Origin of the sequence: Neorhizobium petrolearium (assembly GCF_029854435.1) — a bacterium.
GTDB classification, from domain to species: domain Bacteria; phylum Pseudomonadota; class Alphaproteobacteria; order Rhizobiales; family Rhizobiaceae; genus Neorhizobium; species Neorhizobium petrolearium.
Genome location: NZ_CP123002.1, coordinates 320,696 through 346,007, shown reverse-complemented (window position 1 = coordinate 346,007; position 25,312 = coordinate 320,696). Strand labels below are relative to the sequence as shown.

Sequence of the window (25,312 nt, the reverse complement as noted above, 5' to 3'; positions counted from 1 at the left end):
ATGCTGAAAGTCGTCAAGGAAGAGCTTGGGTTTGGGAAGGTCGCCGGCAACGAGCGGCCTATGTCCGTTCACATCCCCTATATGCGGCATGTGTCTGACACGGTCATCGGGCTCGAGAATGGAACCCTGATCAGCGTCATCAAGCTTGATGGCCTGTTCTTCCAGACGGAGGACCAGGCCGAATTGAACATGCGTTCTGTTGTGCAGAACACCATGATCCGAGCACTAGGTTCGAGCCGCTATTCTCTTTGGTCGACTGTAATCCGTCGTGAGGTCGAGACCGAAATCGGCGGTTCGTTCGATTCCTCCTTCTGCGAGATCCTGAACGATCGCTATATGGACCAACTTCGCAAGAAGCGGATGTTCACGAACGAAATTTACCTGACGATCGTGCGTTCGGGCATGAAAGGGGCGCTTGGCCTCGGCGACTCGCTGAAGCGGATCTTTGAACGCTCGAACAAGGAGGCCAGGGCCCAAGCGACCCGTGAAGACGTGACCGACCTCGAAGAGCTGGTTGGGAACATCGTGAAAGAGTTGCACAAGTACGGCGCAAAGCCGCTTGGCATCACGTATCGCAAGAAATCAGACGATACCGCGAAAAAGGACATCGATGGAGAAGACGCTAAGGGCGATCCGTATTCGGAGCCCTGCGAGTTCTTCAACACGATCCTGACCTGCGGTGTGCCGCGAAAGATGCGGCTTCCGCGCATGGGAATTCGCAACTACGTCGGCACTTCACGGCTTCACTTTTCAAAGCGGACGATGCAGGCACAAGCGGCGGTGGAAGAAGATAGCCGCTATGCCGCTCTACTCTCAATCAAAGAATATCCTCCATTCACTGGTCCCGGCATGTTGGATGGGTTGCTGCAGGTGAACCACGAGTTCATCCTGACGCAGTCCTTCACCCTTGCAGACAAACCGATCGCACAAGAGCGGATCAGCCGCCTTCAACGCCAAATCAAGGCCTCCGACGAAGCGGGTAGTTCGGTCGAATCCGACATCGACTATGCTTTGAACAGCCTCCTCAATCAGGAGGCTGTATTCGGCTTCCATCATTTTTCGCTTCTGTGCATTTCGCGGGACCTCGAGGGATTAAGCCGTTGCGTGTCGGAACTTGGCGCTTGCCTCACCGACATGAACATCAACTGGCTCCGGGAAGACCTCAATCTTGAGGCGGCGTTCTGGGCGCAGCTGCCTGGAAACCGCTCCTACATCTCCCGCATCGCCATGCTGTCGAGCGCCAACTTCTCCGGCCTTTCCTCGATGCATAATTTCGCGACTGGACAAGCGGATCGCACCCATTGGGGCCTGCCGATCACCATTCTGGAAACGACCTCACAAACCCCCTACTGGTTCAACTTCCACCGCCGGGATATCGGGCACTTCACGGTGACTGGTCCGACAGGATCCGGCAAGACCGTAGGTTTGACCTTCCTGCTGGCTCAGGCGATGCGGGTTTCACCCACGCCTCGCGCCGTGTTCTTCGACAAGGACCGGGGGGCTGAGATCTTCGTCAGGGCGATCGGCGGAGCCTACGAAGTTTTGTCTCCGGGAACGCCCACGGGCTTTAACCCGCTGCAACTGGAAAACACCGGCGAGAACCGGGAATTTCTGGTCCGTCTGCTCAAGGCCATGCTGCGCGGCGATCGTCGCACCGACTTCACGCAAGAGGACGAGGACACGCTGGAAAAGGCAATCGTCCGGATCATGCAGGAGCCGGCAGCTCAGCGGAACCTCCCGAATCTTGCCGGCCTCTTGATGGGGCGGTCCAAGGCCGATGCCAACGATCTGTACTCGCGGCTTCGCCCTTGGATCGAAGGCGAAAAAGCCTGGCTGTTCAACGCGCCCCATGACGTCCTTTCCTTCTCGGGTCACAGCGTCTTTGGCTTTGATATGACCAACATCCTCGGAAACGAGGAGCTAAGAACCCCTGCGCTGATGTATCTTTACCATCGGCTGGACGAGCTGCTGGACGGTAACCCCGTCATGTTCTTCATGGATGAAGGCTGGCAGCTACTGATGGATGACACTTTCAGCGCCTTCATCGTCGACAAGATGAAGACGATCCGAAAGCTCAACGGCATCGTGGGCTTTGGTACGCAGTCGGCTGCTGACATTACCAAATCCAAAGCGTCGCACACGCTCATTGAGCAATCGGCGACCAACATCCACTTCCCGAACCCACGGGCTGACGAAGAGAGCTACATCAAGCGCTTCGGCCTGACGGTGAAGGAGTTCAAGTTCATCAAGAACACGCCTCCTGAAAAGAGAACCTTCCTGATTAAGCATGGCAACGACTCTGTCATTGCGCGTCTCGATCTGTCGACAATGCCGGATCTCGTGAAGGTGCTTTCAGGACGCAAGGAGACGATCGAGGAGTGCGCGGCACTTCGCGAGCAGTACGGAGACGAACCCGAAAACTGGTTGGCGAAATTCTGCGGATGGGAGAAGGCCGAATGAGGAACAGTCGGACTCTAACGCTGCTGGTTGCAGCCTTGGCTTGTGGAACAGCGCCCCCCGCCTCCTCGCAGGTTCCTGTTACGGATGGCGCCCTCACTTCAACAGATGCGGTGCGCAATGAAACGACGAAGCAGATCGAAGAAACAGACAGTCGCCGGCACTCCGTGAGCAAGAGCGTCACCTGCTCGATGTACCGGCCGGGGCGCGGAGGTGACGCCCCCTCGGCAGCACAAGCCAATCCGGAGATTGTCGGGCTCGTGAAGCGAGTGGCGCGTGAGGAAGGGGTAGACGAAACCCTCTTCATGTCTCTCGTCTACCAGGAGAGCCGGTTCAATCCCTGCGCAAAGTCGCCTGTCGGCGCCATGGGCTTGTCGCAGCTGATGCCGGGCACAGCCAAGGATCTTGGCGTGAACCCTCACGATATCGAGGATAACCTCCGCGGCGGCGCACGCTACCTGAAGCAGCAGCTCCGTACCTTCAACGGCAATACCAACCTCGCCCTAGCGGCATACAACGCGGGGCCAGGCAACGTTCGAAAGTATGGCGGCATCCCTCCGTTCAAGGAGACGCAGGGGTATGTAGCCGCGATCAAAGGCAAGTGGATGCCTCAGTTCGGAGGCTCCGATGTGTCGAACATCCCCGAAAACTTCGGCGGAGGCACGTCGGGCTTTTCAGGTGCGCGTGACGCAACGATCAACTCAATGGCAACCAGCCAATCGATTTCCGAAAACAGCGGGAACGTCGCGTCATGGCTTCAGCAACTCGGCCAGATGGAAAGCGGCACGATCCAAGACAGCTGGGACCATAATTCCGGAGCACGCAATGCGAACCTCGAGATGATGAACCAGGTCATCCGCCTCGGAACAACGATGGCGGAGCTTATGAATTCTCAAAATGCACTCGATCTAGGCGGGCTCTCGGGGTCTTCGCGGTCCAGCGACTACAAGCGAGACGAGAAAGAAGACGATCGCGAGGTAGCTGACCTCTGCGACAAGGAACTGCAGCTTGAGTGGAATCCGGAGGAACAGGCCTGCGTTCGAAAACTCGAACCAGAGGCTGACATGAAGCTGATGTTGAGCACCGAATGACAAGGAGAACGGCCATGAAAAGAGCATTCCTGACTGCGTTTTCGCTAGCGATGGCGTCTACCGCGCATGCACAGGTTCCCGTGATCGACAGCGCCAACCTGAAGATTGCAACGGAAACCTCTCAGACGACCGATCAGATCCTGGATACGAACAAGGAGGTTCTGAAGACGGTAGAAGAGACGCTTAAAGCCGTCACGGGGGATCGCGGGAGCGTTTCAAATCCCATGCAGAACCTCGCCGTTGGTCAAGGGTTCAGCGTTTCTCAGATGCCGTCACTCGATAGCCTGATGCAGGGCGGAGTCCCGAACTTCGGCAGCATGGGCGGTGACATCGGGCAGATTGCCACCACCTTCATCAACGGTCTTCAGCTAGTAAAGAACTTGTCTGGCAAGGCGGACAGCACGTTCTCCGGCGACAAGTCCTACGAAGAGATGATGAAGACCGTCCTTGGAGTTGCTGCCCTAGTCACCGGCTCGCAACAGGCCGTTCAGTCCCGAACACAGGCATTCCAGCAGGCAGGTCAGCAGATCGGCCAGGCCCAAGACATCAAGGGGTCCATCGATCAGAACACGCAGCTGCAGGTTCAAACCGGCCTGACGATCAACGAAATGATCGGCGTGATGAATGGGGCGGTCGGCTCCCTGCAGGCTCAAAACCAGCGCCGCCTTGTCGACATCTCCAATACCAAGAAGGCGCTGACCTACGGTGACTAAGACATTTCGAGTGAATGGTTTTGTGCTCCTCTCCGTTCTGGTTGCTGCCGGCGTAACTGGCTGCGCCGGTGCTCCGAAAGAGAAGACTGCACCATGCAAGAGGCCGGCAAACCTCACATCCTACGCCGAGGATCCGCGACAGGAATGTGGCCCAATGACCAGCGTGAATGGCAACCCATCGGAAGCGCTGGCGGCGATCGACGCTTTCGCTGCAAGCGGAGAGCAGTGACCCCATGAACTTTCTAGGCGGCCTGCTTGAGGCTCTTGAAGATGCAGGGCGGAATTTCTCCCAACGGGCTTATGAGGTCGTTGGCGACGAGATCATGCCCTTGCTGACGATCATGCTTATTGCCTACGTCGCCTATTACGGACTTCAACTCGTCATGGGGACCGCGCGAGTGAGCGTCGGCGAGATCGTCGGCCGGGTCGTGCGGATGATGCTTATCGTCGCTTTCATTGATCAGTGGGGCAACTTCCAACTCTTCTTTTACGACTGGCTGAACAACACGCCGGAAGACGTGGGGCGGGCGCTCCTGACGGCTAGCAGTACCGGGATAACTGAGCCGACAGACGGCCTCTCCATGATTTGGGAGACAGCGAATGAGGCAGCAGCAGCATTCGCGGAGCAGTCAGGCTACTTCGCCATTCTCCCGGGTCTTGTAGGGTTCCTGATCATGCTGGCGGTTGGGCTGTTCATTGCCGTTGCGCTTGCCATCCTCGTGCTTGCGAAGGTGATGATGTGGGTGCTGCTTGGCACTGCACCGATCTTTATCGCCTGCCTATTGTTTGATTCCACGCGCCAGTACGGAATGGCTTGGTTCCAGCAGGTTTTGACTTACGCGATTATTCCGCTCTTCGTTTACGTCGTCGCCGCCTTTCTCATCACGACCATGGACGCTGAACTGCAGAAGGTCGCAGCGGCAGCATCCGCGAACGAGATCCAGCTAGACGATATCTCGGCTTTCGTCCTGATCTGTGCGGCTGGTGCTTTTGTCCTCTTCAACATCCAAACTCTCGCCCAGGGAATTACCGGGGGCGTGGCAACGGGCGTTGGGCAGATCGCTCGATCGGTTGGCTACGCGACCGGGGTTGCACTGCCGGCAAGAGCTTTGACCGCGACACGTTCTGTAGCCGGCAGGGCTGGAGAATTAGGAATGGCCGCACGCGCCAGAACCCATGCCGGCATGAGGGAAAACATCCAAAACGCCGGTGCAGCAGAAGCGATGCAAAACAGAATTACCAACAACAGTCTGCCCAACTAGGCAACTGGTGGCGGGAATTAAGGGCTAGGATACATGGCAGAGAATAACGATGCTCTCCGGAGCTATTTTCAGGATGGGGACCGTTGGGAACAAGAGATCGTCAAAAAGGCCAAACGGTCCAAGGCGTTCGCTTGGCTGATTACGCTGATCTTCGGCGGCATCACGATCCTGTCGCTCTCCGCATTGGTGATGCTCGTGCCCCTCAAGAGCTTCGAGCCGTACATTGTCGAGGTCGACAAGAACACTGGCTACATTGAGGTCAAGACAGGGCTGACCCGAACATCGAACATCACCGATCAGCAGGCGGTCACTCAGGCGAATGTCGTCCGTTACATTCGATCCCGCGAGGGCTATGATCCTTTTGCCATCGAGCAGAACTTTGGAATTGCAGCTTTGCTCTCCACCGGCGACGCAGCGCGCGACCTCCAGGCCCAATGGAGTGCCGCGAACCCTGACAATCCAGCTCGCCGGCTCGGCAAAAACAAGTCGATCACCGTTGACATAAAGTCTGTCACCTTCCCCAACACGACAACGGCGCTCGTCCGGTTCTCGACGCATGAGCGCTCTGATTCAGACATCATCACGCGCCATTTCATCTCTATCGTTCGCTATCGCTACACGGATACGCCTGAGCGCAACGAATGGCGCTTCGAAAACCCGTTGGGCTTCCAGGTTTATGACTACCGCCGTGATCAGGAAACGGTGACCTCGGGAGGCCAGCAGTGAAATATGGCTTCCTACTGGCGGCGTCGATCGCCGCTCTCACGATGACTCACGCCTATGCGGCGCAACAGCCCCGCCCTGGCAGTCTGGATGCGCGTGTGACCAGTGTTGTCTATCAGCCGAACAACGTCGTGAAGGTGTCTGCGACCTACGGCATCTCGACGATGATCATCTTCGACGAAGATGAGAAGTTTGAGACGATCTCGCTTGGCGACACCGACAGTTGGCAGGTTGCCCCGTCCGAAAAGGGCAACATCCTTTTCGTCAAGCCGATAGCCAAGGACGTTTCCACTAACATGAACGTGGTGACCTCAAAGAGGATCTACTTCCTTGAGCTCAACGACTATGCACCGGAAGCAGGGAAAAAGGTCTTCGGCATTCGCTTCGTTTATCCGGAGAAGAACCTGAACGAGTCTCTGCGGAAGGAGGCTGAGTTTCGGGCAGCTAACCCGAACATTTCGAGCATCGACAAAGCGAACGTCAATATTGACTACTCTTTCTCGGGCGACGCGGCGCTGAAGCCGACAATGGTCTTCGATGACGGAAAGAAGACCTTTTTCAAGTTCGGCCGAGGGACCGTGCCGGCCATTTTTGCCGTTCAATCCGACTTCTCCGAGACCCTGCGAAACTTCCGCAAGGAAGGCGAATACATCGTCGTTGACGGCGTAGCCACGCAATACACGCTCCGGGACGGAAACCAGTGGACGTGCATTTTCAACCTCCGCAAGCCGGACTTTGCAGCACCTGATCCTGACATCATGGCTCCGAAACCGGATCTTGATGCCAGCAAACGCAGGAGGAGCGGCAACTAATGAAGCGCAGCCCTGAACTCGACGCAATGGCGGCGGCCGACGAGGCCGAAATCAGCAATCGAAACGTGAAGCGCAATCAAACGGTCGGCATGGCCGCCCTTTTGCTGGCTGGCATCTTCGCCGCGTACCTGGTGCTCGCGACGTCCGGAGAAAGCCCGCCTGAAAGCCCGCAAAGTGAGGAGGAGTTCCGTACCACGACCTTCCGGCCGCCCGGTTTCGTGCGCGATGGAGAACCCACTCCCCCACCACCCGAACAGCCTGTCTTGGAACTTCCACCTCCGCCTCCTCCGCCGCCAGCTCCGCCGGTGGACGTCACTGAATTCAACGTGCCTCCCCCGCCCGAAGTAGCTCAACCGGCGAGCGCCCCCCCGCCCGCCGAAGAGGTGTTTCCGGAGCGATTTCGGTCAAAGCTAATCACGCTTGACCAGAACCTGGGAGGATCCGCGAATGGTTCGCTCGATGGCTCGAACAGCGGCACGCCTTTGACCGTCGCTGGCGAGGATCGCAACAGCCAGTACCTGTCCTCAGCGAGTGCGATCGGTGACCGTTCCGCCAAGGCCCGGCAGATTGAGCGCATCGACGCCATGATCCCAGAGGGCACGCTGATCCCCGGCATCTTGGAAACGGCGATCGTCAGCGACCTTCCGGGCCAGGTCCGGGCCATCACATCCAAGGATGTGTACTCCTTCGATGGGCGGCGTGTCCTGATCCCAACAGGAACACGCCTGATCGGAGAATATCAGTCCGAAGTTACGCGGGGGCAGAAGCGGGTCTTTGTCGTGTGGACGAGGCTGATCCGGGATGACGGCGTGTCGGTGCGCTTGAACTCCATCGGCACGGACAGCCTCGGGCGATCGGGCCTGACGGGTCATGTCGACAACAAGTTCCGTGAGCGCTTTGGCGCATCAATCTTGCTGTCGATCGTCGGAGGCGGTGCAAGCTATCTAACCGGATACGGTAGCGACTCCAGCTCCGGAAACGATGACACTGAGCGAGCTGCTGAATTGGCGCGAGAAACGATCGCGCAGACCTTCAGCGACATGGCGAACACGGTCCTTGCCGAAAACCTGAGGATCCCGCCAACGATCAGCGTACCGCAGGGCGAGCGGATCTTTGTCTATGTTCGCCAGGACCTCGATTTCAGCGCCATGTACGACGATCCTGTCACGGAAGCGATGAAGGAGATCAAACGTGAACGTTATGGTAGGTAACACGACGGCTCATGATCCCCACTATTTCCTGAACCGGTCTCTGGAGCCCATCAGGCAATTTCTCGATGACCCGATGGTGGTTGAGATTGCGGTGAACCGGCCAGGCCAAGTCTATGTTGAGCGTTTCGGTGCTGATCACATGGAGCATCATGAAATCGATGCTCTGACGGCACGCGAGATCGAGAACATTGGCGAGCGGGTTGCCGCAGCGACAAAGCAGTTCCTCAACGCCGCTAATCCGATCCTTAGCGCAGCACTGCCGACCGGCGAACGTATCCAGGTCGTCTTGCCGCCCGCGGCACCTGACGGTGGGTCGATCACGATCCGTAAGCAGGTTGTGCAGAATTTTTCTCTGCAGGACTACCGTGACAACGGCTCTCTCGACAAAGTCTCGGTTGCTGTCGGGGGCCTAAGCGACGTGGATCGGGAGCTGATCGCCTATCTACGCGCGGAGAAGATCTACGACTTCATCCATACGGCCATCACGAAGCGGGTTTCGATCCTGATCAGTGGCGGCACGTCGTCGGGCAAAACCACGTTTCTGAACGCGTGCCTGAACTCTGTAGACCTGAATGAGCGGATCCTGACGCTTGAGGACACTCGTGAGCTATTCCCACCACAGAAGAACGCGGTCCACCTGATCGCCTCCAAGGGTGGGCAAGGCACTGCAAACGTGACGATTCAAAACCTTCTTGAATCGGCGCTTCGAATGCGGCCGGATCGCCTCTTCGTTGGCGAGATTCGTGGCGCTGAGGCCTTTTCATTCCTTCGCGCCATCAACACAGGCCACCCGGGCAGCATGTCGACAGTACACGCCGATACGCCGCTCGGCGCCTATGAACAGCTTGCCATGATGATGCAGCAGTCCGGCATGTCCGCCGGCTACTCCAAGCAGGACCTGATGTCCTACATCCAAATGGTCATTCCGATCGTGATCCAGCTCAGGCGGGAAGGCGGCAAGCGCGGGGTTTCCGAAATCTACTTCGCACGGGATGCATCATGAGTAAGGGGCTACAGGCCTTCTATCTGTTCTTCTGCCTGTTGATCGCATTTGCAGTCTGGATGCTGGCATACGGGGCGGGGCTTCAGCTCTTCTACGGTGACGGTAGGATCCTCGAGGCGACAATTACCTCAAACCCATTCGCACCAATTCAGCAGTTCTGGGCCTATAGCTCCTCCCCTTCCCTTCAAAAAGTCGCGCTCGGCTCCGTAGTGCCCGCGCTGCTCGTATCAGGCCTCATTGCTTACCTTGGGCTCAAACCTACCAGCAATCCATTGGGGGATGCGGCCTTTCAGGATCTTGCAACCCTTCGGCGCGGGAAGTGGTTTGGCAAGAAAGGTCACATATTCGGTCGCATCGGGAGCAACGTCCTCCGCGCGTATGACGATCGCCACCACCTCATTATTGGCCCGACGCGATCCGGTAAGGGCGCGGGCTACGTCATCCCCAACGCTCTCATGCACGAAGGCTCTATGATCGTCACGGATCTGAAGGGCGAGGTCTACAAGGCAACCGCCGGCTATCGGAAGCGCAACGGCAGCCAGGTCTTCTTGTTCGCGCCGGGTTCCGAGACGACCAACAGCTATAATCCCTTGGATTTCGTTCGTCCGGAGCGAGGCAATCGCACGACTGACATTCAAAATATCGCCAGCATTCTTGTACCGGAAAACACCGAATCCGAGAATTCAGTTTGGCAGGCCACAGCTCAACAGGTTCTCGCCGGCGCCATCAGCTATGTTCTCGAAAGCCCCTTCTACAAAGGACGCAGGAACCTCGGCGAGATCAACTCCTTCTTCAACAGCGGGACCGATCTGCAGGCCTTGATGAAGTACATCAAGGAGAAGGAGCCATACCTGTCGAAGTTCACGATGGAGAGCTTCAATTCCTACCTGTCTCTCTCGGATCGGGCCGCGGCCTCGGCACTGCTTGATATCCAGAAGGCGATGAGGCCGTTCAAGAACGAACGCGTTGTGGCCGCAACGAACATGACCGACATGGACCTTCGATCCATGAAGCGTCGACCCGTCACAATCTACCTTGCCCCGAACATCACCGACATCACGCTTCTTAGGCCGCTGCTGACGCTGTTCGTTCAACAGGTGATGGACATACTTACCCTTGAGCATGATCCCAACTCCGTGCCGGTCTATTTCCTGCTGGATGAGTTTCGCCAGCTGAAGCGCATGGACGAAATCATGACGAAGCTGCCCTATGTGGCCGGCTATAAGATCAAGCTCGCCTTCATCATCCAGGACCTGAAGAACCTGGATGAGATCTATGGTGAGACGTCCCGACATTCGCTCCTTGGCAACTGCGGCTATCAGCTCATCCTTGGTGCCAATGACCAGGCCACGGCAGAATATGCTTCCCGCGCGCTTGGCAAGAGAACCATCCGATATCAGTCTGAATCCCGCACTATCGAGCTTATGGGCCTCCCGCGCCGAACAAAGGTCGAGCAAATTCGCGATCGGGACCTGATGATGCCGCAGGAAGTGCGCCAGATGCCCGAGAACAAGATGATCTTGCTGGTGGAGGGTCAGCGGCCAATCTTTGGAGACAAGCTGCGCTTCTTTAAGACGCAGCCCTTCAAGGAGGCGGAGGCCTATTCTCAGACACACATACCGACCGTTCCAACTGTCGATTACCTGCCACCTAAACCTGTTCCAGCGACCACGCCAGCCTATGCCAATGCAGGCCAGGAACAAGCTGAACAAGCGGAAGCGATAAAGCCTGCGACTGAGGCGAAAGCGGAGGAGCCGCGGGCGCCTGTCCAGGAGGAGGCTCCGAAAGAGCCAGCGCCCTCCACCTCGCCCGCTCGTGTTGTGAATCCATCCGCCCTGGCCAACAAGAAGGTCAGCGCCGGGGGCACTCCGGAACCTGCTAAGGCAGCTGTGCCCGCTTCCAAAGAGCGCACAACACCTGTCTCAGAGAACGACATCGAAAAAGCGCACAATGATCGGGTTAGTCGTCTAAGGGAGGTCGTCGAACGGGAAGCCGAAGGCAAATCACCGCGCAAGAGGAAGAGCTTGGAAGAGCTATTCGCAGCGACCGTTCCTGATCCAATCATGGAACAGGCCGGCCGCTAATTCAGGTTCAGAAGGGCCAGAAGCTGGCTGCGTACTGACCCGCCTCTGTTAGCCAAGCCACAGAAGCATGATACCAGCCGATCACGGTCCCGTAGACCTTGATCAGGATCGCGAGGATCCCAACGGAGACCATACCCCACACCATCATCTTGCCGACGATGTCGGCAGACTTGGGGTCGTTTACTTCCACCAGGTAGGTGTTCTGATTACCGTCCTGCATGACACTTTAGCGATCACGGTCGTCCCGATTACGCTCCCTCTGTTCAGCCTGTTCACGCTCCAACTCCTCGAGACGAGGAATGTGCTGTTGCGCGGGATCAGTCCGAGTGGTCTCGCCGCCCCGCTGGGCCGCTTCCCTGTCTCTGTTTACACGATCTTGCTGCCTCTGAGTAGCGTCCACCGTCTCAGCGAGCTGGTGAGCCTCACGCTCCGCTTGCCCAATCGGACGTTCCTCTTCCAGATCCACCCTGAGATCGCGTTGGCGATCGTCGGCAGTATCCGCAGTTATCGGCTGCTTGTTTGACTTGTTTTCGTCCCCACGCTCTTCATTGCGCTCAATGGTCTCGATCTCCGCGCGCAGTTCCGGATCTTCGTTGGCAACATCCCGGAGATAGCCGTTTCCGGTAGCGGCGAGTTGAGCTGCGTGATGAAGCGAAGCCTCAAGGCCCTTCTCATATTGCTCCCGGTTTTCGTCTCCGAGCTCGCCGGCTTCGATATGGGCGAGGCCGGAGCGATAGTGTTCCACATTTGCCATCGCATCGTTACCAGCCTCAACGACAGCCTCTCCATGCTTGGCAACAGCCGCCTCCCACTGAAGGTTAGCATCCGTCTGCTCTTGCACCTCAGATGCCGTTCTTTCCGGCGCGACGCCACTTTCTCTGGAGACGTCGCCAGCAGCGTTGCGTCCATCCTGCTCATCAAGCCCACGCTCCTTCATTTCGAGCATCTGCCTGCGCAAATCGACGATCTCGCGAGCGAGGGAGGAAACTTCTTCGAAGCCTGACCGGTCCTCTGGACCAGCGCTGCGCTGAAGGTTGAATAGAGCCGTTTCAACAGTCTTTTCGTACGCTTCGAACTCTGGGCGTGTCTGCTCGCGCATGTCCTTTGCCTCCGACAACATGTCTCTGATTGCTACCATATTGGAGCGGTAATCACCGCCGAAATCTGCATGAATGACTGCATCAGCAGGCGATTGGTCCGTTTGGGCAAGGCCGTTTTCCAGATAGGAGCGATGCTGAGCGGCGTAGGCCGCAACCACTGTGTCGCCGGCGTTGACTGCAATCTTCTGCCAGGTCTCCTGCGCTTTTAGGATGTACTGGCGGCTTCTCTGGCTCGTCGCCACCACGCGCCGACCAGCTCGCTTTGCGTCATATCGCGCCTGCGCCGGATCGCTGGTGCCTACATGCTCGGTTCGACCGTCATGCTTGACGGCGCGAACCTGATTTCGCGTGAAGGCTGGCGGCGTGGCGAACTCTCGCCGATCGGTCATTTCCATATTGATGCCGTGGTCACGCGCCTTCTCGGCCATGACCTCACGCCATTGCCGGAAGGTGGCCGGAGTCGTCTCGATCCGGTCGCCCGATTCCGAACGCATGGTAACGATGGCATGAGCATGAACATGCGGCCGTTTGCCCCCCTCCCCTGCTTCTTTCGGATCGCTCTCCGGATCGTGCATAGCGAAAACGTACCGATGGCCCGCAAACTGCTCAGCCAGGAAGTCGCGAACAGCTCCTTCGAAAGCGACAGCATCCGTGCCGGCACGCGCCGACATGATCACGTGCATCACGTCACGGCTCTTGCGGCTGTGCAGCTCATCCCGCCATTCCTTTTGCACTAGGTCGCCCGCAGCCTTGTCATCGGCAATCAAGCGTCCCTGATCGTCTCGAACGTCGTTCCGCTGCGCGATCAGGTCTCGCAACTTGGCAGCGCCATATTCCACGCCATTGCCATAGCCTGTGAACGAGAAAGCCGCGGGGGCCTCTTTCGCAACGGCGCTGGCGTCGAAACGCTCCTGAACGATGGCGGCCGCCTTCGCGTCAGCCGTCAGCCGCTCGCCCTGCCCGCTGCGCAACACGACATAACCCTCGACCTTCAGCGATCCGTCGTTTCGGGTTTCGACAGAGTAAGCGTAGCGTCGATCACCAAAGCCACTGCTGACAATGTCCCGCACCTGCTCATGCGGGTTCGAGCCGCCGGAAACGCTCACCTCGACGCTAAACGCGCCGATATCGCGGCTCTCGGTCCTGTTTTGGAAAAGGTGATTCCAATCGCCACGGAGACGCGCCAGCTCCTCACGGCCACGCAACGTCTCGCCGTTTTCGTTCTCAACCTTCAGCTCCCCCCCTCTGGAAACATAGTTGAGCATCGAGCCGACGCGGGCGCCACCACCGTAGGAAGCCAGTTTGACAACTGCTGGCTGGCTCCCTTTGGCAACGCTTGCAAGACGAACGTCCATTGATCGCATAGCACCCGAACCGGCAGCCATCGTCCTCGAAGGCGATGACACGTTGAATGCCGATGTCCTCACCCCTCCCCTAGATCCCGACCCGCCTTTAGACATCCCAACCTGGTGCTGCAGATTCTTCAGTCTCTTCTCAAGCTCTTCCTCGACAGCCCTCCCACGGCCGCCGAGCGTCATTTCGTGCAATAGCGCCGCGCGCCTTTGCTCCCATTCGCTTGTGAAAGTGCCGAAAAAGAACTCCACGGCCTACACCTCGCCTCGGCGCTCATGCCCGGCACGGCGCGAAAGTGTCCGCAGCTCACTCATTACAGCCGCCTGAATCCGCTGGACGTTGCCAAGGTTGATGTCCAGCTCTGAGGGATGGACACCCTTTCCTGCATTCAGGGAGCGGGCTACCTGATTCAAATTGATGCCGATCATCCGCATGTCTTCGAGCAACGCGGCCATGATCAACCTGTCTTCCGCAGTCAGAATGGGTCGAACGCCAGCACCCTCGAGGAGCAGCGAACGGAAAAAAGCAGACACACTCATACCGGCCGACTTGGCCGCTTCTTCGATGGCCGAATGCTCTGCATCGCTGACGCGCACGTTGATTAGACGCCCCTTGCGTTGCTTGGCTGTCGGCACTTCGATTGTGTCCTCACTCATCAATCAACTAGGCCTTCCCGGAGCTTTGCGACCCTCATCGTGGGCTTGTCCCACGATCGCAATGCAATATGTAAAACATCTTTGCGTATCCTGCCACCCATGCCACCCACCCATGCCACCCATGACCTAAAGCACTACCCCATAATTTCAATCAAATTTCACCTCTCGACTGGCTCCGTTTCGCTTCGCACTCTTTCCGTTGGAACGCTCACCAGGGTTCACCGCCAAAACCGCTTCTGAAGGCCTTCGTCTGTCCCTCGTACTCAGGCGAAAGGGACGCTTCGCTCTTCGCCCTTGCGCCCTCCGTGCGAGCGCCAAAGACGGCCTCACGCGGCTCCGGGGTCACCACTCGACCCAGACAATTGTAAAAGCCACACGACCAACCCGTGTGGCTTTATTGATGTCTAGCAGGGTGTGATCACACGCACGTTTTGATCTTAACCCGCGTGTTTTCACATGGTAGGTTCTCTTCGATGTGAAGATCTTAACGACGATACTAATGTTCCGATCGAACACACGTCGGACCGCTAGGGGACGGGTTGAAGTCTTAGACAGGAAGTGGATTGTGAAATGGCAATTTGCATGTCGCTGGTAAGCGGCAAGGGCGGCGCGGGGAAGACGACCGCCGTAATCCTGATCGCCGGGGAATATGCGCTTCAAGGTAAGCAAGTGCTTTTGGTTGATGCAGACGGACGACAAAACCTGAATGAGTGGTGGTCCCGTTCAGAGGCGAAGGACAACAGGCCAGACGGCATTGAGCTTCGAACGGCGGTAACTAACGCATCACTTCAGCATATTCTGGAGAACGAAACCGCCGGGTTTGACGTCGTGTTAATAGACTCCCCTGGGCAAGACACCGTGCTACGGGACACGATCATCGCCGGCTCGGACATCGTTATGACCCCGATCCAGCCAAACCAAGACGAGATCCTTGCTGCCGGCCAGGCAGCAATGGACGTGGCTGACACCTGCGATCGTACCGGGCGAAACATTCCACATCTCAACTTCAGAACCCGGATCACTCTCCCCGGCCGCTCACTGGAAGCTTACCGCCTGATCCGCCCCTTCATCGCGAACCTGCAAGAGCAGGGATATGATTCACACCTCCTTGATACCGAGCTGTATGAGCGAAACCCCTATCGGGACATCAGACTGGGATATGGGACACTGCAAATGCTTGAGCTCAGCGACTCGGTCAGAAAGGCCCGGAGTGAGGTTATGGGCATGATGCAAGAAATTGAACGTTTCCTGACAAACGAGGAAAAGAGGGCGTAAGATGGCTAAAGGGACTTCCAGTATATCTGATTTTCCCGTTGCACCGCGACGGTCACGGGGGAATGTGCCCAATTCAATGTCGCAGCCGGCTATAGACAACGAAGCAGAAAACTTGGTGGCCAGCGATCATCCAGACCAGGTTGCTATCGAAGAAGCTCCCGCGAAGGTCCCTGACGTTCAAGTGCCACAACGGTCGAGCTTGATTCTGCCATCACCGGAGGCTCGCCGGGAGAGAGCGACGAGCAGATCGTTAGAGCGTGAGGCATCCAGAATACGACTGCAGGAGCTGAAGCAGAATAAAGCGCGGGAGAGCAAACACTTCGTCAACTGCCCCCTTGATTACGATACTAAGAAACGTCTGGAGCGAGCAGCCTCTGAAAACGACTTGAAAATGACGGTGATCGTCAAGGCCGCGATCGACCAGTTTCTGAAGGATAATGGTTATTGATCCTCGACCTTCGTTTCCTGGGCGGGGTGGCGCTAGGCGCAACCCTTGGATTTTTGATCAACCCTGAAGCGACGGAGAAGGTCGGGATCGATATTCCCGCCATAAAGAGAACTTTACTCAGTGTCGGCGCCACTCCACCGGAGCCTTTCAAGCAAACCGACTGGCCAACGGACGATCGCGCCAAACGCGAGCTGTTCCGGTTTGCAATGTGGGACTTCGAGGAACACGGACCGAAGTCTGAGATCCGGATCACAAGATGCATCAGCATCGACCAGTTCTCCCTAGCTTGCGAAATGCGCGTGAAGTTGAGTTGGGTCAGCGACGAGAGGATCCTCGAAGGCATTTTTCAACCCAATGCCCGAAGCTGGAATCTGATTGCTGCGAAGGCGGTGAACAGGAATGCTCGCAGTCAAACTTGACTCGAGGCACAACGCGCCTCTGAGTTGCGCATTTCGATCCTAAGAGAGCAATGTTACAGATCATTCCCCCCAATATTGTTAGGTTTGTGTGACTGGCGCGCAGGATGACAGTGCCTTAATGGCACGTTATGGTGCGTGATATCTGCCACTGGCGGATTTGGGGACTGAGGGAATACCGACGGTGCGGAATCTATCCGACTATATCAATTCAAGGGAACTGGTTGAGACCACAGATCCAGATTTCCAGAGACCCTTGTACCGCCAGGAGGGCTTCGACGGCATTGTCAGCTTCGGGGAGATCGACGCAAAGCTTTCCGCATTCCTCTTAGACGAACGTGCGAAAACTGGTTTGACCCAGAGTGATTTCGCGACCTTGGCTGGTCTCGCACGAGTGGTTTATAGCCGCTATGAACTGAACATTTCGCGCCTTACCGTATCACGAATGATCCACCTTTCCGAGCTCCTTGGTTTCCTGCCAATGCAGATGATTCATGCTGCGGCACCTCATCTTTACGGCAAAGATCCTCAAGAGGCCGATGATCGGGTTGAATTGTTCAGACTTATTCATGACCTCCCCCACGACACCATACGCAGTTTGATTGGCATAGTTGGCCAATTGACGCCAAGCGATGTTCTTGAGGCTCGACAGAAAGCGGAAGCGGAGGCTGAAGCGCAAGCTGAGGCTGAACGCCAACGATTGAACCGAAAAGCTGCGAGAGCCAGCAGGAGAGGCCGTCCGCCTGGTCGCCCACCAGGTCGCAAGTCATCTACAACCGAAACACCTACAGACGAATGAGAGCTGATGTCGCTTTGCAGTTAATCGTGAGAATCGCCTGTCAACGATTTCAGAAGGTTAGCTGTACACATAGTTTGAGAATGTACAGTTAAATTGAGATTCAAGATGGGTCTTTGGCATTTAATGTGAGAACCGGGCGCAGCAGCGTAACGGCGTAGAATTTACCCACGACGGCGCATTAAATTCAAAGAATACAGGGCGTTCGTGTTGACGCGATTGCAGTTAATGTGAGAATCCGGTCGCTCGGATTCTCACCTTTAAATGCCAAACCTGGCCGAAACAGCCGCATTCTCACGTTTATCTGCCAAGCGACACCGCCCACACTGCAAGAAGATGTTTTCGATCAACACCATAAATGCAACTAGGTGGTACAACGCAAAAAGAAAAAGTGGCGCAAATCTAGCTGAAACTCAACACCTGTGCCATGTGAGTAACCTCCGTGCAGAGCGGGCCAATCCCGCTCGATGGCTCCTCGAAGGACCAGGGACGGTCGTAATCACCGCGAAGGGGAAGCCGAGTGGCGGCAGCTTGCTAGCCGACCCCGACAGAGGGTTGATCGAGGAGATCCGGCCCTGGTCCAGGACGCTATCAATAAAGAGCGGGATTGGTTTGCTTCGGGCGAGCAAGGTGGTGTTCGGCACGGGTCTCCCACCTGAGCCACAACTGCAGCTCCGCCCTGCTTCTTTCCGCCACACCCCCTCGGCTGTTCAGCCGGAACAAAACGAATTGCGCGCTGGAGCTAAAGTCGTGGAGCGCCCCACACCCGGCTTTCTCCAGATCTTGGATCAAGCTAAGGACTGATACCAATGGATAGAAATCAGACTATAGACTGCTATCACAAGAGTTTTTATCAGTTTATAGTCTGATATGACACGCTTGATGATCAGTCCCTAAGCTGATAACGTATACAACATATCAGTTTGTAGGCTGAGACATGAAAAGTGACACTCGCAAAAGAGCACGGGGACGGCTTGACGAAAGACTTCAGGCGCTCCAACCAATTGATCGGTTTAGGGCACCGCCCAAGGGATGGGTGCGAGCGCTACGCGATGCCCTCGGCATGACGGGTGCGCAGCTGGGCACGCGCATTGGAGTCCGGCCGCAAACAATTGAATCAATCGAAAAGTCGGAAGCTGCCGGGACAATCCAACTCAATACCCTGCGCCGCGCCGCCGAGGCACTGGATTGCACGCTCGTCTATGCCCTCGTTCCAAACAGTTCGCTTGAAGCCGTTGTCGAGGCACGGGCGCGCAAGATCGCAACACGCGAACTTCAGCGCGTCGCGCATACGATGCGTTTGGAAGCACAGGGCACGGACTATGCGGATTCCGAATCTCGTATCCAGGCATACATCCGCGACAGGCTCTCTGAGCGCGATCTCTGGAACGAAGTATGACAGATCTTTTCCAGGAACCTGAAGACGCGACGCCGCTTGAGCCGCAGGAACGAGAGGGTTTGCTCCAGACCTGGATCACTCACCGCCGCGATCTCAACGAAGCGGAAGAGGAAAACATAGTCGAAGGTACGGCTTGGGCGCGGGGCCGGCGGCGCTTGCCACTCGAACGGATGCTCAGCGAAGACTTTATGCGGACGCTACATAAGCGAATGTTCGGTGACGTCTGGCAATGGGCCGGCACGTTCCGGGCGACGGAGCGCAACATCGGCGTTCAGGCTTATCGTATCGGAATGGAGCTCGCGAGCTTATTGAGCGACATCCGTTACTGGATTGAACACAAGACCTTTCCACCGGATGAGATAGCAATCAGATTCCATCATCGCCTCGTCGCCATCCACCCGTTTCCGAACGGAAATGGACGGCAGGCACGTCTCGCAGCCGACCTGCTGATCGAGCGGCTTGGCGGTGATCCTTTTACCTGGGGCGGCGGCAGTCTGGCCAATGTTGGCGAATTGCGAGGACGCTACGTCGCCGCACTACGCGCGGCGGACAATCATGACATCGCTCCGCTTCTGGCATTCGCGCGCAGCTAACAGAACCAACCGCATCTGTGACAAAGACGGTCGGTAGCCACATGGCGCCCGATTGGCGGCACTCCAGGGGTCTTGGTCGATTCCGGGTTCGCGACCTAGCAAGGATGTCAGGGTGGGTCCCAACGCCTTGAAGGGGTACGAACCGTCGGCAGCGTTATTTTCGAAGCAGCGACACTGATTACACTTGAGAATCCCTACTGATCGATATGCGCTGCACTGACAGCCAATTTCGTCATTTCGGAATTAAGTTAACGCGCTTACGGACGGCGCGAGTGCGTAATCGGCGCCTGCCCGGAACCGAATGCCGCTCCGGAGCCCGCGGACTTACTTTTTCTTACACTTTGTCCTAGGGAGGGGTTGGTTGTGAAAAGATTGCCAGTTGCAGCGGTGCAAATGGCAGGCTAAAGCGACAACGATCGCGGCCCCGCGAATGGCGCCGCCGTCGTCCATGCGCAAGGCTTTTCCTCGTTCTTCAAGCGACATGAACCGTTAGACTGGACGCAACCTCGGCGCTTAGCGGCGTATTGCGGATGGGGCTATTAGTTGGGTTCAGCGTACCTTAGCGGTACGTTGTGCCACGACTGTGGTCGATGCCAATCCACGACACGGAACGAAGTTCGGAACGTCAAATGTCTCAGTCCACACGCAGCATCAACCGATCTGCCGCCGACGCATGGTCGCAGCTGGTCAAAAGCGGAGCCCTCGACATCGATGGCCGTGACAAAGAGTTCGCCGAGACTGTCTGCAAGATGCTGGACCCAACAGCAGCTGATCTCGCGGACGCGCTCGCAAAAGCGACGACGGATCAGCTCATCAAAGTGTTCTTCCGTGCCCTCCAGCCTTTCTCGGGAATGTACCGCGAGATCCTGCGATTTTTCAAAACAGCCGGCGCAAAATACGGGCGGGACCAATGGCGAATCGGGATTACCGATGAGCACCTCGAGCTGTCTGACTTTGAAGATTTCCTGCGGATGTGGGACGGCGTTCCCGGTGAGATTGATGTTCCAGCAGTGGGACAAGAAGGCTTTGGCGTTGTTTGGCTTGCCTGGGAAGCGTATCCGCAACTCGGAAACCTTGCCAATAGGGCGGCGCGAGAACCTGCCGAGCTCGGGATTGCCGCGTCGATCAGTGGCTCATCGACTATCGATCGGGTCAGATCAATCCGCTCCCATTGTCGGTGCTATCGAAACAACAGGACGCAGGCTTCCGGGAACTGGCCGCAATGGTCGCAACAGTTCATGAGTCGTTGGTGGCGTTTAGTCAGAACCGAGCTATTCTGCGGTCGCAATTCGATTGGCAAACGTTGAAGGGCAGTGATGCGTTTTCGGTCAACCATCTTGCCTTCCTCGATACCGACAACTGGCTAGCGACAGCTGTTGCAGGCCTGGCACTAACAGATGGGATCGCGCCTGAAAATCGAAACCGGATCGGGCGCGTCCTACGAAACACGCTCGACGGCCCGCCAACGCGCAAGCTGAATGCAAGCGTCTCCTTGAACGACCTCGACCGGTTTCTCTCATGTATCCATCCGGCTTAGACCGCACCGCTTATGATTTTGGCTGGTCTGCCATGATGCGCTCGATCTTTTCCTGGTCGCATTGCTCGTCGGCAAGGAACTGGCGAACGCCTCCCTCCCAGGTGCGGATGTCGGCGAGGAACTCTTTCAGGCTCTCGACGCCCCGGTCGGTGAATGTCGTGATGCCCTCTTCGCTGCCGTCATGGGCATGGATCATCTCGCCATAGTCGATATTGTCGGAGTTGCTGGCGATTTCCTGGATGAGTTCGAGGTTTTCGCCGATCAGCACAGCGACGTAGCCGATCGTGTAGACATGCGTCGGGCGGCCCATCAGGCGGCCATCTGTCGGCCGCTGCCAGCGGCGGACCAGTTCCAAGGCAGCAGTTCCGGCAGTCGTGATACGGGAATGTTGGGCATGCGGGCGAGGATATCCGCCAACCAGGCCTGCGGATCGATATCGTTCATCTTAGCCGTGACGATCAGGGAATACATGAAGGCAGCACGCTCGCCGCCGCGCTGGGAGCCGGCGAATAGCCACGCCTTTCTTCCGAGAGCTATCCCGCGCAGGGCGCGCTCGGCCGCATTGTTCGTGATGCAAAGCCTGCCATCGTCGAGGAACCGCGTGAAGGCTTCCCAGCGTCCGTCCTTCTCGAACATGTAGTTGATCGCTTTGGCGACTGGATTGTGCTTCGACATCTGGGAACGCTGGGCCATAAGCCAGTCGTGCAGTTCCTCGGCGAGCGGACGCGCATGCTGCCGCCTCGCTACCAGTCTCTCCTCGACGGACTTCCCGTTTATGCCCCGCTCGATATCGAAGAGCGCGTCGATGCGGGCTACAGCCTCGAGCGCGACAGGCGATATCTCGTGGGCAGGTTTGCCCTTGCGCACGTTGCCGGCGATATCGGCCAGTTCGAAGAACTTGCGCCGCGCATGGCTCCAGCAGAGCGCGCTCTTGACCGGTTCGGGGCGGCGATCCGCACGATAGAGATCGTTGTAGCCGCCATAGGCATCCGCCTGCAGTATGCCGTGCCATCCGGCAAGATGCGTGTTGGGATGGGTCTTTTCCCGATCCGGAGAGAAGTGGAAGAGTGCTGCAGGAGGCGCGCCGCCCGCGAAGGGACGATCATCGCGAACGTAGGTCCATAACCTTGCCTGCTTCGTTGCGCCCCTGGCCAGGAGCGGCACGGTCGTATCGTCGCCATGCAGCCGCTCGGCGGCCAGCACATGAGCACGGATCAGATCATGGATCGGCTGCAGTGCCGTCGCGCAGGCACCAACCTGGTCGGCCAGCGTGGACAGGCTGAGAGCGACGCCTTCCCTGGCGTAGCGCTCGGCCTGTCGGTTCAATGGCTGATGCTGGCCGAACTTCTCAAACAGGATCGTCGCCAGCAGGTTCGGTCCTGCCCACCCACGCGGGGTCGGATGGAAGGGAGCCGGTGGCTGGCTGATCTTCTCGCAGTCCCGGCAGGTGAACTTCTCGCGCACCGTCTGGATCACCTTCCACTGGCGCGGAATCACCTCCAGCGTCTCGGTGACGTCTTCGCCCATCTTCACGATCCGGGCCGAGCCACAGCAGGTGCAGGTCGAAGGAGCTTCAATGATCAGCCGTTGGCGCGGCAGGTGCTCGGGAAACGGCTTGCGGGCGGGCCGACGGCGTTCGAAGGCGGAGACACTTGTGATCCTCTCCGCCACGCGTTCCGCCGCGATCTCGTCTTCGGTGGCATCGGCCTCGAGTTCCTCAAGCTGCAGTTCCATCTGGTCGATCAGCCGGGCGCGCCGTTCCGAGCTCTGGCCGTACTGCTCGCGGCGCAGCTTTGCGATCTCGAGCTTGAGGTGCCGGATCACCGCCTCCGACGTCGTCACGACGGCGCGCACCTGCGCGAGATCGGCCTCAGCAGACGTGGCACGCGCTTCCGATGCCGCAAGCGCGGCGCGCAATCTGGCTATCTCCGACGCAGCATCATCCATGGCCGAAAGCTACCATGGAACCACAGAAAGCCCAACAAAAACAGTGGAACGATGCGACTATCCTGCCGTTGCAGGTCGCTGCGTCCAGCGTGGATTGCGCCAGTCGATCCCTTCCAGAAGATAGCCGAGTTGCGCCGCCGACACTGGCACGGCGGAGCCATTTTGACTGACCGGCCAGATGAACTTTCCGGCTTCAAGCCGCTTCAGGTAAAGCGACATGCCGATCCCGTCGTGCCACAGAACCTTGATCAGATCACCCTTGCGACCCCGGAAGCAGAAGACTTCGCCGCCATGAGGATCGCGGCCAAGACCCTGTTGCACCTTCAGCGCCAGGCTGTTCATGCCGCAGCGCATGTCCGTCACACCACCCGCGATCCATACCTTCACCCCAGCCGGAAAGGCGATCATGACGCATCCAGGACCGGCAACAGCCGGGCAAGGATGGTCGGATCCAGCGAGGCCGGGATCGTCAGCCGTCGGCCGTTCGGCAGGCCGATCTCGATCGTCCTGTCGTCTTCAGGCAGCGGCGGTGAGGCCATCGCGAAAGATGCCGCCGGCGGTGGCGAAATCGCAAGCGGCACGAAGCCCGTTGACGCGGAAACGTTCAGAAGCCCGCTTCGGTATTCCCGACGCCAACGGGTCAACAGTGACCGCGACAATCCATAACGCCGCGCCGTCACCGAGCCCTGCCGAAACCCTTGCAGGCTCTCCTCGACGATCCGAACCTTTTCTTCATCCGACCAATCCCGTCGGCGACCAAAATCGTCGACAGACAAAAGCTCAATGGGGGAAATCACTGTAGTGCATGACATAAGCCATGGACTTAGAGCTAATCACCAAGTCAAGACAGACGGCCTTCGCCGCAGGCATACTCTCTCATTACCGGTTTGGCAGAAGCGCCACGAGATCTATGCGGTTTGGGTATTCTCGGAAATGGCCGTTGCCGCGAACGAGCACGATCTGGAGATACATCACGACCAGGGCAGGATCGCCTTCGAGTTCCGGGAAGCGCGGCTTGCAACTGTCACGTCGGCACGACCACCAATCGATATGATAACAGAGCGCCGGCCTCCTGTTGCGAACCCCGTCGGCGCTGGCCGAACCGCCAATGTCCAGCCCGACTTCGGGATTTGGGCACGCGATCCCGGCTCAGAGCGCTGCGTTCTGGTGGTCGAGGTGAAGCATTATAAACGGACCGAGAAGAGGTCGTTTTCGGAGGTCATGACCGACTATGTGACCGCTCATCCGGATGCGCGTATCGTTCTGGTCAATTATGGCCCGATCGGCGACATTTTGGACCGCATCTCTCTCAGCGCGACCGGGCGTTGCACTACGATCGAGCATCTGACTGCCCTCAACCGGACGGCCAGGGAGGAATTTCGAGAGTCGGTTCGAAAGGTGATCGGACGACCGGTGCGGGCGGCTCTCGTGATCGGTGGAACAACCAGGGCGAAAAGTGCTCTCGCGGTCGATGTTTCGCCATCCATGGCTCCAGTACTAAGTGATCCTCGGTTCATTTCGGCACTGGCCGCGATTGCGGTGACGCCACGCGCCTCCGAAATCTTTCCAATCGATAGACGTGTCCACACCGCGATTTCGGTCGATGGGGCTGTCGAGCGCTTGCGTTGTATCCAAGGCGACATAAACGCATTGGAAGGTCCGGTCACCGAGCTGCTTGGGACCTATGAGGAAGTAATCGTTTTTACGGATCGCGATGGGCTGAACGATTTGAGCGCATTAAAATCGGCAAGTGAGGAATTTGCCGACGGTGGCTTATTCCAAGTAACTGTCTGCAGGCCTGAATCGACCTGATCGGCTGAATTGCAAGAGTAAATGCTCAAAAGGAACAGATCATGGGCGGCTTGGTATTAGAAAACCACTGGGAACGCATTGTCTTGGCCTCCATTAGAGAATTTCTCGGCGCAGAGGACTACGCGACTTCACTTTGGACCGGTACAGATGGTGAGGCCGCGAGAGACGCAGCTTACGACGCTTTGCGTCGGAGCATGGTCTCAAGCATATTTCTGCACCACTTCTCTGAGGTCGCAGTTAATCGCCAGCACCACGCCCTGCATGGCATGACTAAGATCGACATCTATAACGAGCTAGCTGCCAGATCAGTTGGACCCGATCAATCTGCCCGCCCTGAGGACGCAAAGATTTTGGGAGAAGTAGCAGACGCCATAAAACACGGAGAACTTACGGCCAATCATATTCGTCATGTGGCGAGAAACGGGCGCGTAATCGAATGGACGCATGAAGCTTCATCGCTACTCCTTGAAGGTAGGGCGAACAACGAACCACAGATCATCGTCGCGACAGGTAACGGCACGCGCTCGTTGAGGGCCGTTCTGCAAAACGTTTGCGGCACATGGAGCACTTGGCTTGGCCTCGCTCCGTTATAGCGTGAAGACCGTCGGGATTTTGCAGCTTATG

The 25,312-nt window shown here is 57.5% G+C and carries 26 protein-coding genes; 19 read left to right on the top strand and 7 right to left on the bottom strand.

What is annotated here, in order from left to right; translation table 11 throughout:
* Genes QEO92_RS32925 through QEO92_RS32880 form a run of 10 tightly spaced genes read left to right on the top strand, consistent with a single transcriptional unit; the run spans position 1 to position 11,356 of the window.
* Positions 1 to 2,460: a VirB4 family type IV secretion/conjugal transfer ATPase gene (locus QEO92_RS32925; protein ID WP_227705950.1), complete on the top strand. Its 2,460-nt coding sequence runs from the start codon at positions 1 to 3 to the stop codon at positions 2,458 to 2,460.
* Positions 2,457 to 3,548 carry a lytic transglycosylase domain-containing protein gene (locus QEO92_RS32920; RefSeq protein WP_227705972.1) on the top strand — a complete coding sequence of 364 codons (1,092 nt, stop codon included), beginning with the start codon at positions 2,457 to 2,459 and terminating at the stop codon, positions 3,546 to 3,548. Before QEO92_RS32925 ends, QEO92_RS32920 begins: the two co-directional genes overlap by 4 nt.
* Positions 3,549 to 3,562: 14 nt before the next feature.
* Entirely contained in the window at positions 3,563 to 4,261 is a 699-nt protein-coding gene (locus tag QEO92_RS32915) for a type IV secretion system protein (protein WP_107341898.1), read from the top strand.
* Entirely contained in the window at positions 4,254 to 4,490 is a 237-nt protein-coding gene (locus QEO92_RS32910) for a hypothetical protein (protein ID WP_142523761.1), read from the top strand. Before QEO92_RS32915 ends, QEO92_RS32910 begins: the two co-directional genes overlap by 8 nt.
* A gap of 4 nt (positions 4,491 to 4,494) precedes the next feature.
* On the top strand, positions 4,495 to 5,523 hold the full coding sequence (locus QEO92_RS32905) for a TrbL/VirB6 family protein (protein ID WP_037093751.1): 1,029 nt from the start codon (positions 4,495 to 4,497) through the stop codon (positions 5,521 to 5,523).
* A gap of 33 nt (positions 5,524 to 5,556) precedes the next feature.
* A complete protein-coding gene (locus QEO92_RS32900) occupies positions 5,557 to 6,249 on the top strand; it encodes a VirB8 family type IV secretion system protein (protein WP_227705949.1) in 693 nt (230 codons plus the stop codon).
* A gap of 41 nt (positions 6,250 to 6,290) precedes the next feature.
* Positions 6,291 to 7,058 (top strand): TrbG/VirB9 family P-type conjugative transfer protein, encoded by a 768-nt coding sequence (locus QEO92_RS32895; RefSeq protein WP_232365641.1) that lies wholly within the window; start codon positions 6,291 to 6,293, stop codon positions 7,056 to 7,058.
* Complete coding sequence (virB10, locus tag QEO92_RS32890; protein WP_227705948.1) at positions 7,058 to 8,269, top strand: type IV secretion system protein VirB10; 1,212 nt, start codon at positions 7,058 to 7,060, stop codon at positions 8,267 to 8,269. Before QEO92_RS32895 ends, virB10 begins: the two co-directional genes overlap by 1 nt.
* Positions 8,250 to 9,272 (top strand): P-type DNA transfer ATPase VirB11, encoded by a 1,023-nt coding sequence (gene virB11 / locus QEO92_RS32885; RefSeq protein ID WP_227705947.1) that lies wholly within the window; start codon positions 8,250 to 8,252, stop codon positions 9,270 to 9,272. The genes virB10 and virB11 overlap by 20 nt, the downstream gene beginning before the upstream one ends.
* Positions 9,269 to 11,356, top strand: coding sequence for a type IV secretory system conjugative DNA transfer family protein (locus QEO92_RS32880; protein WP_227705946.1), 2,088 nt, complete (start codon positions 9,269 to 9,271; stop codon positions 11,354 to 11,356). The genes virB11 and QEO92_RS32880 overlap by 4 nt, the downstream gene beginning before the upstream one ends.
* Positions 11,357 to 11,363: 7 nt before the next feature.
* Here the strand turns inward: QEO92_RS32880 and QEO92_RS32875 are convergent, their stop codons facing one another.
* From QEO92_RS32875 to QEO92_RS32865, 3 genes are read right to left on the bottom strand one after another with little or no spacing between them, the layout of a single operon-like run.
* Positions 11,364 to 11,576, bottom strand: coding sequence for a hypothetical protein (locus QEO92_RS32875; RefSeq protein WP_052642558.1), 213 nt, complete (start codon positions 11,574 to 11,576; stop codon positions 11,364 to 11,366).
* Between the two features lie 6 nt (positions 11,577 to 11,582).
* Entirely contained in the window at positions 11,583 to 14,060 is a 2,478-nt protein-coding gene (locus tag QEO92_RS32870) for a relaxase/mobilization nuclease domain-containing protein (RefSeq protein ID WP_227705945.1), read from the bottom strand.
* A 3-nt stretch (positions 14,061 to 14,063) separates the two neighbouring features.
* Entirely contained in the window at positions 14,064 to 14,465 is a 402-nt protein-coding gene (locus tag QEO92_RS32865) for a DUF6290 family protein (RefSeq protein WP_133675526.1), read from the bottom strand.
* A gap of 582 nt (positions 14,466 to 15,047) precedes the next feature.
* Between QEO92_RS32865 and QEO92_RS32860 the strand changes: the two genes are divergently transcribed.
* The 7 genes from QEO92_RS32860 to QEO92_RS32830 all read left to right on the top strand — a co-directional run bounded on the left by QEO92_RS32860 (position 15,048) and on the right by QEO92_RS32830 (position 20,699).
* Positions 15,048 to 15,740, top strand: coding sequence for a ParA family protein (locus tag QEO92_RS32860; RefSeq protein ID WP_376909612.1), 693 nt, complete (start codon positions 15,048 to 15,050; stop codon positions 15,738 to 15,740).
* A gap of 76 nt (positions 15,741 to 15,816) precedes the next feature.
* The gene (locus QEO92_RS32855; protein WP_052642551.1) at positions 15,817 to 16,188 is read left to right on the top strand and encodes a hypothetical protein; all 372 of its coding nucleotides are present in this window, start codon (positions 15,817 to 15,819) and stop codon (positions 16,186 to 16,188) included.
* Positions 16,185 to 16,607 (top strand): hypothetical protein, encoded by a 423-nt coding sequence (locus QEO92_RS32850; RefSeq protein WP_227705944.1) that lies wholly within the window; start codon positions 16,185 to 16,187, stop codon positions 16,605 to 16,607. Before QEO92_RS32855 ends, QEO92_RS32850 begins: the two co-directional genes overlap by 4 nt.
* A gap of 181 nt (positions 16,608 to 16,788) precedes the next feature.
* A complete protein-coding gene (locus tag QEO92_RS32845) occupies positions 16,789 to 17,403 on the top strand; it encodes a helix-turn-helix domain-containing protein (RefSeq protein WP_227705943.1) in 615 nt (204 codons plus the stop codon).
* Positions 17,404 to 18,337: 934 nt separating this feature from the next.
* The gene (locus QEO92_RS32840) at positions 18,338 to 18,799 is read left to right on the top strand and encodes a mobile mystery protein A (RefSeq protein WP_227705942.1); all 462 of its coding nucleotides are present in this window, start codon (positions 18,338 to 18,340) and stop codon (positions 18,797 to 18,799) included.
* Positions 18,796 to 19,392: a mobile mystery protein B gene (locus QEO92_RS32835; protein ID WP_227705941.1), complete on the top strand. Its 597-nt coding sequence runs from the start codon at positions 18,796 to 18,798 to the stop codon at positions 19,390 to 19,392. Before QEO92_RS32840 ends, QEO92_RS32835 begins: the two co-directional genes overlap by 4 nt.
* Before the next feature lie 629 nt (positions 19,393 to 20,021).
* Positions 20,022 to 20,699, top strand: a complete 678-nt coding sequence (locus QEO92_RS32830) for a hypothetical protein (RefSeq protein WP_227705940.1) — start codon at positions 20,022 to 20,024, stop codon at positions 20,697 to 20,699.
* A 240-nt stretch (positions 20,700 to 20,939) separates the two neighbouring features.
* Here the strand turns inward: QEO92_RS32830 and QEO92_RS32825 are convergent, their stop codons facing one another.
* The 4 genes from QEO92_RS32825 to tnpA are packed head-to-tail and all read right to left on the bottom strand — an operon-like array spanning position 20,940 to position 23,652.
* On the bottom strand, positions 20,940 to 21,239 hold the full coding sequence (locus QEO92_RS32825) for a hypothetical protein (protein WP_227705922.1): 300 nt from the start codon (positions 21,237 to 21,239) through the stop codon (positions 20,940 to 20,942).
* On the bottom strand, positions 21,239 to 22,876 hold the full coding sequence (gene tnpC / locus QEO92_RS32820) for an IS66 family transposase (RefSeq protein ID WP_210059116.1): 1,638 nt from the start codon (positions 22,874 to 22,876) through the stop codon (positions 21,239 to 21,241). Before tnpC ends, QEO92_RS32825 begins: the two co-directional genes overlap by 1 nt.
* A gap of 57 nt (positions 22,877 to 22,933) precedes the next feature.
* A complete protein-coding gene (gene tnpB / locus QEO92_RS32815) occupies positions 22,934 to 23,284 on the bottom strand; it encodes an IS66 family insertion sequence element accessory protein TnpB (protein WP_011654616.1) in 351 nt (116 codons plus the stop codon).
* On the bottom strand, positions 23,281 to 23,652 hold the full coding sequence (tnpA, locus tag QEO92_RS33325) for an IS66-like element accessory protein TnpA (RefSeq protein WP_411828577.1): 372 nt from the start codon (positions 23,650 to 23,652) through the stop codon (positions 23,281 to 23,283). Before tnpA ends, tnpB begins: the two co-directional genes overlap by 4 nt.
* A 7-nt stretch (positions 23,653 to 23,659) precedes the next feature.
* Between tnpA and QEO92_RS32805 the strand changes: the two genes are divergently transcribed.
* Positions 23,660 to 24,688, top strand: a complete 1,029-nt coding sequence (locus QEO92_RS32805; protein WP_227705939.1) for a hypothetical protein — start codon at positions 23,660 to 23,662, stop codon at positions 24,686 to 24,688.
* Positions 24,689 to 24,729: 41 nt separating this feature from the next.
* On the top strand, positions 24,730 to 25,281 hold the full coding sequence (locus tag QEO92_RS32800) for a hypothetical protein (RefSeq protein WP_227705938.1): 552 nt from the start codon (positions 24,730 to 24,732) through the stop codon (positions 25,279 to 25,281).
* Positions 25,282 to 25,312: the final 31 nt, after the last annotated feature.